6 protein-coding genes are annotated in these 7,231 nt (G+C 65.2%); 4 read left to right on the top strand and 2 right to left on the bottom strand.

The annotated features are described in order from the left end of the window. Nucleotides 1-682: LysR family transcriptional regulator (locus BN1132_RS05530; protein WP_052447002.1), on the bottom strand; the 682-nt coding region annotated here is incomplete at its 3' end. A gap of 129 nt (nucleotides 683-811) precedes the next feature. On the opposite strand from BN1132_RS05530, the gene BN1132_RS05525 reads away from it, so the two are divergent. Further along, nucleotides 812-1,663, top strand: coding sequence for a type 1 glutamine amidotransferase domain-containing protein (locus BN1132_RS05525; RefSeq protein WP_042075750.1), 852 nt, complete (start codon nucleotides 812-814; stop codon nucleotides 1,661-1,663). Between the two features lie 63 nt (nucleotides 1,664-1,726). Here the strand turns inward: BN1132_RS05525 and BN1132_RS05520 are convergent, their stop codons facing one another. Then, a complete protein-coding gene (locus BN1132_RS05520; RefSeq protein ID WP_042075765.1) occupies nucleotides 1,727-2,605 on the bottom strand; it encodes a LysR family transcriptional regulator in 879 nt (292 codons plus the stop codon). Between the two features lie 160 nt (nucleotides 2,606-2,765). Between BN1132_RS05520 and fdhD the strand changes: the two genes are divergently transcribed. The 3 genes from fdhD (at nucleotide 2,766) to BN1132_RS05505 (ending at nucleotide 7,211) form a co-directional block, all read left to right on the top strand. Next, nucleotides 2,766-3,551 (top strand): formate dehydrogenase accessory sulfurtransferase FdhD, encoded by a 786-nt coding sequence (gene fdhD / locus BN1132_RS05515; RefSeq protein WP_042075748.1) that lies wholly within the window; start codon nucleotides 2,766-2,768, stop codon nucleotides 3,549-3,551. Beyond that, a complete protein-coding gene (locus tag BN1132_RS05510) occupies nucleotides 3,535-5,832 on the top strand; it encodes an FdhF/YdeP family oxidoreductase (RefSeq protein ID WP_042075746.1) in 2,298 nt (765 codons plus the stop codon). Before fdhD ends, BN1132_RS05510 begins: the two co-directional genes overlap by 17 nt. A 248-nt stretch (nucleotides 5,833-6,080) precedes the next feature. Continuing rightward, the gene (locus BN1132_RS05505; RefSeq protein WP_244462912.1) at nucleotides 6,081-7,211 is read left to right on the top strand and encodes a BamA/TamA family outer membrane protein; all 1,131 of its coding nucleotides are present in this window, start codon (nucleotides 6,081-6,083) and stop codon (nucleotides 7,209-7,211) included. Nucleotides 7,212-7,231 lie beyond the last annotated feature (20 nt).

The raw sequence follows: 7,231 nt of genomic DNA, 5'->3' as shown, positions 1-7,231 counted from the left end.
GCTGGCGGCTGTGCACATGGAGATCGACAGGGGATCCCTGCTCGTCCACAAACTGCCAGGGGAAGGGGCGACCCGTGCTCGGGGTGATGAACTGGATCAGATCGTGTTGCTGCAGGGCGTCCAGGGAGGTCGGCGCGGGGCGGCGGGCGACATAGTCGGGGGCGCAGAAGACCCCGAGGCTGGCATCCTCCAGCTTGCGGGCGATGATCCGCCCATCGCGCGGCTCCCCCAGCCGGATGGCGAGATCGTAGCCGTCCTCCACGAAGTCGATGTTCCTGTTGGAGACATTGAGTTCCAGTTCGACCTCGGGATAGGCCGCCATGAAGCCCGGCAGCAGGGGCACCAGGCGGTGGTGGGCATAGACGGTGCCCACGCTGATGCGCAGCACCCCCTTGGGGTGGCGCTGGCGGCCGGTGATGGCCCGCTCGGCCTCGGCGATCTGCTCGAGCGCCTGCTGGCACTGATCCCGATAGAGCTCACCGTCGTGGGTGAGGCGCACGCTGCGGGTGGTGCGATGGAAGAGTTTGACGCCGAACCTGGCCTCGAGACGCTGGATGGAGCGGCTCACCGAGGCGGGCGTCACCCCCAGCACCTGAGCCGTGGCTGTAAAGCTGCCAAGTTCGGCTGCCTTGCAAAAGAGCTCTATGGTGCCGAGCTGGACGGGGTCGAAGGCACGGGACATATGTTCATCCATGTAAATAAACAAGTTCATTGGCGTGAGTTTATTCGCCCGTGGGTAATCAGTAAATTGCTCATCGAGGGCGGCCCGGTGGCCGCCCGATCGATCACTGCCATCAGAAGGAAGATCACGATGAAGAACACCCTCAAGGCCGTGCTGGCCTCACTGCTGCTGGCGACCTCCGCCGCGGCCAGCGCCGCCCCGAAAGGCGAGATCCTGGTACTGCTCTCGAGCGAGACCGAGCTGCCGCTGCAAGGGGGCAAGAGCCTGACCACCGGCTTCTACCAGAATGAACTGGGGGTGCCTGCCGCCGCCCTGCTGGAGGCCGGTTATACCCTGACCCCGGTGACCCCGAGAGGGAACCGGCCCGAAGCCGACAAGAGCTCCATCGATCCCCAGTATTTTGGCGGCAACCCGCAGGAGATGGCGCGCATCGGCGCCGTGGTGGAGGGGCTGTTCGGTGCCAACCAGGTGCTCTCCCTGAGGGAGGTGCTGCAATCCGGTCCCGAGCGCTACGCCGGCCTCTTCATTCCCGGCGGTCATGCCCCGCTTATCGATCTCGCCAAGGATCCCGAGGTGGGCACCCTGCTGCGCCACTTCCACGAACACCAGAAGCCCACGGCGGCCATCTGCCACGGCCCCATCGCGCTGCTGGCGGCGCAGGCGGATCCGGCCGGGTTCGAGCAGGCCGTCATCGCAGGCAAGGCGGACGGCGCCAGAGAGTGGATCTACGACGGTTACAGGATGACCATCTTCTCCGACAAGGAAGAGGTGGTGTTCGAAGGCTCCCTTGGGGGCGACAAGCTGCGCTACTACCCGGCGCAGGCCATGGCGCAAGCCGGTGGCAAGATGCAGTTCGTCGCCCCCTGGCAGCCCGGCGTGGTGATCGATCGGGAGCTCATCACAGGCCAGAATCCCTTCTCCGACCACGCCCTGGCGAGCGCCTTCATCGCGGCGCTGGACAAGCAGCAAGGGGCGCGCTGACGCCACGGGAGGCGACAGCTCCCCAGACGACAGATGCAGGCAGCCCAGGGTGGGCTGCCTTTTTCATGTCTCGGCCTTGGCGAGAAACGCCTTCATGGCGGGGGTGACGCTGTGTTTTCGGGTGATGAAGGCGATGGTGCCGGCGCTCGCATCGCTCAAGGGGTGGCAGGGCAGCTTGAAGAGCTGCCTGGCGGTGGCGGCAATGCCGGCGCTGACCACGGCGCAGCCCAGGCCGTGGCTCACCCCGTTGACCAGGTGGAACAGGGAGTCGGTCTCCAGCACCACCCGCAGGCTGAGCTGCTGGCGGGCGGCGGTCTCGTCGAGGTAGCGGCGAAACTGCATGGTGGTGCTTGGCAGGATCAGGGGGAGATCTTGCAGGTCCGCCAGCCTCAGGGGCTGGTTCTCGTTGAGGTGAGGGGGCAGGGGACCCAGCAGGGCCATGGGGTTGGGGTGGCGCAGCTGGACGTCGAGGGTCCGGCGCTGGTGCTCGGTGAGCAGCTCGTCAAAGCCGAGGCCGATGTCGATGCGGTGCAGATCCAGTTGATCCATCAGGGTGCCGTGGGTCATCACCGACAGGTGCAGGCCGACCTTGGGGAAGGCGTCGTTGAACCCCTTGAGCAGCGGCATGATGTCGATGCTCGACTGGGGCACCACGCCGATGCGCAGGGCCCCCGACAGCCCACCACTGAACAGACTCAGCTCCTGGCGCAGGGAGTCCTGCTCCCGGAGCATCCGCTCGGCGTGGCGCAGCACCACTTCCCCTGCCTGGGTCAGCGCCACGAACTGGCTGTTGCGCACCACCAGCTCGGTGCCGAGGGACTTCTCCAGCGCCGTGATGCTGGCGGACAGGGTCGGCTGGGTGATGAAGCAGGCCTTGGCCGCCTTGGCGAAGTGCTTGTGCTGGGCCAGCTCGTGGAAATAGTGCAACTGCTTGATGTTCATCGAAGAGAGGCGATTGAGGTGGAGGATGGCTGACAAAGTTAATCAATCGACATAGCCATGGCAATAGAGGTTGTCTATCAGCGAATAGATTTGTTTCATTGGTTTTGGCGCGGCGGCTTATCTAAACTTGAGGCCCGAATACAGCTTATAAGCGTCTCGAATGAACCCTTTCAATTCACGGTTGCCCAGGCTGGATGAGCTGGTGGAAGAGGTGGCCGTGTCCGTCAACATCAACGGCATCAACCACGCGGTCATGATGGCCACCCCGGACGATCTCGACGACTTCGCCATCGGTTTTCTGTTTGGCGAGGGGATCATCGGCGGCAACCACGATGTGCACGACATCCAGAGCACCCCTTCCGAGCAGGGGGTGGTGCTCGACGTCACCATCGCCAACCGCTGCCTGGCGGCGCTTGGCCAACGCAAGCGTCGCATGGCCGGGGCGAGCGGCTGCGGCATCTGCGGGGTGGAGGCCATCGAGCATGCGCTGCCGGCGCTCACCCCCCTGACTCCGGGCGTCCCCTTCGATATCGAGCGTCTGCGGGACTTGCGCGAGCGCATCGCCCCCTGGCAGAGCAAGGCCCGCCAGAGCGGGGCCCTCCATGCCGCCCTGGCGCTGAATGATCGCGGCGACATCCTCGCCTGCCGGGAGGACATAGGTCGCCACAACGCCCTGGACAAGCTCATCGGCATGCAGCTGCGCCAATCTGCGCAGGCCGATACTCTGGTCATCACCAGCCGCTGCGGCAGCGAACTCATTCACAAGGCGGTGCAATTTGGCGCCCCCCACCTCATCAGCCTTGCCTCTCCCAGCCAGCTCGCGGTGCGACTGGCCTTGAAGTACAACCTGACCCTCATTCATGTGCCCCGATCCGACGCCCCGGTCTGCTATGCCAGCCCCCGCGCCCAGGATCACGTTGGAGAACCCCATGTCCCGTCATATTGAGAAACCGGCCAAGGCCGGCGGCTTTTCCTCCCTGCAGTCCACCTTCAAGCAGGTGCTGCAGAGCCAGAAGACCCGGCAGAACATCAAGAACCTGCTGCGGGTCAACCAGACCGACGGCTTCGACTGCCCCGGCTGCGCCTGGGGTGACAACAAGCAGGGGACCTTCCAGTTCTGCGAGAACGGCGCCAAGGCGGTGGCCTGGGAGTCCACCGGCAAGACGGTGGGGGCCGACTTTTTCGCCGAGCATTCGGTGCGACGCCTCGCCACCCAGAGCGACTACTGGCTCGAATACCAGGGGCGGCTGACCGAGCCCCTGCGCTACAACTCGGCCACCGACCACTACGAGCCGATAAGCTGGGACCAGGCGTTTGCCCTCATCGCCGACAAGCTCAAGAGCCTGGCCAGCCCCGACGAGGTGGAGTTCTACACCTCGGGACGTGCCAGCAACGAGGCATCCTATCTGTATCAGCTGTTCGGCCGCCTCTATGGCACCAACAACTTCCCCGACTGCTCCAACATGTGCCACGAGGCGAGCGGGGTGGGGCTCATCCAGTCCGTCGGGGTGGGCAAGGGCACTGTGGTGCTCGATGACTTCGACGCCGCCAAAGCCATCTTCGTCTTTGGCCAGAACCCGGGCACCAACCACCCGAGGATGATGAACTCCCTGCGCAAGGCGGCGCGCCAGGGCTGCCAGATAGTCACCTTCAACAACCTGAAAGAGGTGGCCCTCGAGCGCTTCGCGAGCCCCCAGAGCCCGGCGGAGCTGTTAACGCCGGCGGCCACCACCATCAGCCACCAGTACCTCACGCCGAAGCTTGGCGGCGACATGGCGGCCATTCGCGGCATGGCGAAATACATCCTGGAAGAGGAGGGGAATCGCCTCGATCTCGCCTTTATCGAGCAGCATACGACGCAGTTTGATCAGTATGTTGCCCAGGTGAAGGCCACTGAGTGGGCACAGATCGAGGCGCAATCCGGGCTCGGTCGAGAGGAGATCACCCGGGCTGCGCAGATCTTCGCCAAGAGCGATCGCGTGATCAGCTGCTGGGCCATGGGGATCACCCAGCACAAGCACTCGGTCGACACCATTCGCGAAATCGTCAACCTGCACCTGATGTGCGGCCAGATCGGCAAGCCGGGGGCCGGGCTCTGCCCGGTGCGCGGCCACAGCAACGTGCAGGGCAACCGCACCATGGGGATCAACGAGAAACCCAACGCCGCCTTCCTCGATCGCCTGGAGCGCCGCTTCCCGGTGGGCCTCAAGCGCACGCCGGGCCACAACGTCCATGAGGCCCTCAAGGCCCTGCACGGCGGCAGGAGCAAGGTACTCATCTGCCTCGGGGGCAACCTGGCGGCCGCGGCGCCGGACACCGACTTCACCTATGAGGCGATGCGCCGCTGCGAGCTCAATGTGCAGATCAGCACCAAGCTCAACCGCAGCCACCTCATGGTCTCCAAGGATGCCCTGATCCTGCCCTGTCTCGGCCGCACCGAGCTCGACCTGCAGCGCACCGGGGTGCAGAAGATCACCGTGGAGGACACCTTCAGCATGGTGCACGCCTCCACCGGCATGAACGAGCCGGTCTCGCCACTCTGCCTCTCCGAAATCGACATAGTCGCGCGCATGGCCGAGGCGACGCTCGGCAGCGAGCGGGTGGAGTGGCTGGCGCTGCGGGATGACTACGGGCTGCTGCGGGATCTCATCGAGGAGACCATCGCGGGCTTTGGCGACTTCAACCGCCGCATCGAGGAGCCCTGCGGCTTCCACCTGGAGAACAGCGCCGCCCTGCTGCGCTGGAACACCCCGAGCGGGCGCGCCGAATTCAGGGCGAGCCGTTTGCCGGACTCCATCCTGCCCGAGTGCACCAGCCACGCGGAGCAGATGCAGGATCAGCCCGTGCTGCTGCTCCAGAGCCTGCGCTCCCACGATCAGTACAACACCACCATATATGGCATGGATGACCGCTATCGCGGCATCAAGGGGCGACGCAACGTGGTCTTCATGAATGAGGAGGACGCCAGGAGGCTGGGGCTCGCCGAGGAGCAGCTAGTGGACATGGCGGCCATCTGCAACGACGGGCGCGAGCGGGTGGTGCGCGGCTTTAGCGTCATCTTCTACGAGATCCCGAAGGGCAACATCGCCGCCTACTACCCGGAGACCAACCCCCTGGTGGCCATCGACAGCATAGGGGAGGGCTCCTTCACCCCCACCTCCAAGTCGGTGCCCGTGCTGGTGACCCCAAGCCAGCCACAGGCCGCGAGCCTGGCCGTCAACCTCTGACCCTCCCAAGACCCCTGTCCATGACAGGGGTCTTGGCTTGGGTGGTATTCATCCGGGCCAATGTGTGGCCAAGCTGTATGGCGATTGTATGGCTGACCACCTTTAGGTAGCCGGGGCCTGCGCTTGCTCCTATGCTTCTGCCCCTTTCCCGCTCCCCCTCGACCAGGCCGGGACGGTTACCTGAAGTGGCGCGCCCGCGTCGGTCAATCCCGAGCGGCGGTGCACTCAACCCGATACGGATCCCACAGATGTTGAATTCAAGCACAGCGCTGCTGGCCAGCCTCGCCCTGATCCTGGCCAGCCCGATCGTGAACGCGGCGCCCGTCGAGGAGGCGAGCCAGGAGGGCGGGGAGGACAAGGAGAAGGCCGGGGCGAACGGCAAGGGGGAGGCCGGGCGCTCGCCCTGGCTGTTCGTGCCGCTGCTGAGCTCCAGCCCCAAGCTGGACACGGCGGCGGGGCTGATGGTGGGCTACCTGCACCAGTTCGACGAGGGATCGCGCCCCTCGCTCTTCACCGTCTCGGCCAAGTACACCACCTCGGAGTCCCTGATCGCGAGCGCCTTCGCCAAGACGTCGTTCGGGGCGGACCACCACCGCCTCGTCGGCGGCATCATCTCGGGGGACATCAACAACGACTACGAGGACTACCTCGGCAGCGGCCGCCCCCTCGAGACCAACGACCACTTCCGCTCCGCCTTCCTGCGCTACCTCCATCGGGTGGAGGGGGACTGGTTCGTCGGCGGCATGGCGGCCTACTCCAACTACGAGATGCAGGGGCAGGATCCACAGTCCGACCAGATCCTGGAGGAGCTGGGGCTGGAGGGCTTCACCTCGGGGGGCCTGGGGCTGGTGGTGCAGCACGACTCCCGGGACAGCGACTTTCGCGCGACCAGGGGCTGGTACCTCAACGTCAACAACCTGGCCTACCGGGAGGGACTGGGGGGAGAGGAGGACTTCGATATCTACCGGGTGGATTATCGCGGCTACTGGAGCCACGGCGATGGCCATGTGCTCGCCTGGCGCAATCGCAACCAGTTCTCTCACCAGGCGCCGACGGGCTCCTACTCCCCCATCTACCTGCGTGGCTACACCCCGGGGGAATACCTGGGACAGCACATGTCGGCGGTGGAGGTGGAGGAGCGCTACCAGCTGACGGAACGCTGGACCCTGACCGCCTTTGCCGGGGTGGCCTGCCTCTATGGGGACGGCGTCAACGGCGAGGCCCTCGACTGTGGCGACCGCGACAACGTCTATCCCGCCTGGGGGGCGGGGGTGCAGTACCTGCTCAAGCCGGAGGCGGGCATAGTGGCCAACCTCGAATACGCCATGGGCAAGGATGATAACGCCGGCATCTACCTGAAGATGGGTTACAGCTTCTGATACAACGCGGCCCCTCATGG

It is taken from the genome of Aeromonas sanarellii (genome assembly GCF_000820085.1).
Taxonomy (GTDB): Bacteria; Pseudomonadota; Gammaproteobacteria; order Enterobacterales; family Aeromonadaceae; genus Aeromonas; species Aeromonas sanarellii.
This window is presented reverse-complemented; position numbering and strand designations above follow the sequence as displayed.